The sequence below is a fragment of the Capnocytophaga sp. oral taxon 329 str. F0087 genome, from assembly GCF_000213295.2.
Taxonomy (GTDB): Bacteria; Bacteroidota; Bacteroidia; order Flavobacteriales; family Flavobacteriaceae; genus Capnocytophaga; species Capnocytophaga leadbetteri_A.
In genome coordinates, this window is record NZ_KN390001.1 from 37,223 (window position 1) to 37,743 (window position 521).

General features: G+C 42.2%; 1 protein-coding gene. It reads right to left on the bottom strand.

Features of this window, described 5'->3' with window-relative positions:
* Positions 1 to 521: helicase-related protein (locus HMPREF9074_RS05645; protein ID WP_034539941.1), on the bottom strand; the 521-nt coding region annotated here is incomplete at both ends.

Genomic DNA, 521 nt, shown 5'->3' on the forward strand with positions numbered 1-521 from the left:
TTCTGGCAAAACTTCAGCATTTTTGTAATAATTAAAGAAGCGAGTAAACTCTACCGCAAATATTTTTTTGATAAGCTCTTCGCGGTCTATGTGTTGCAATTCTTTGTAAATGGCAGGCAAATAATCTTCTATAGCCGGATTGACCTCTACATTCTTCAGACTGTTAGCCAAATGGTATAGCTGTATTTCGCATATTTCAATGCCCGTAGGCAAAGCCTTCTGCTCAAAAGGTTGTTTGATAATCTTCTCTATCTCCTTTATCTTCCTAAGCTCACTTTTAGGTACGAGAACCATCGAAATACCCGACTTACCAGCTCTACCCGTACGCCCACTGCGGTGGTTATAAGTCTCTATCTCGTCAGGAAGCTGGTAATGTATCACGTGGGTAATATCATCTACATCTATACCGCGAGCTGCCACATCAGTAGCCACTAGCATCTGTATTTGGCGTGCCCTAAAGGACTTCATCACTAAATCGCGTTGATTCTGACTCAAATCGCCGTGTAAGGCTGCCGCATTAT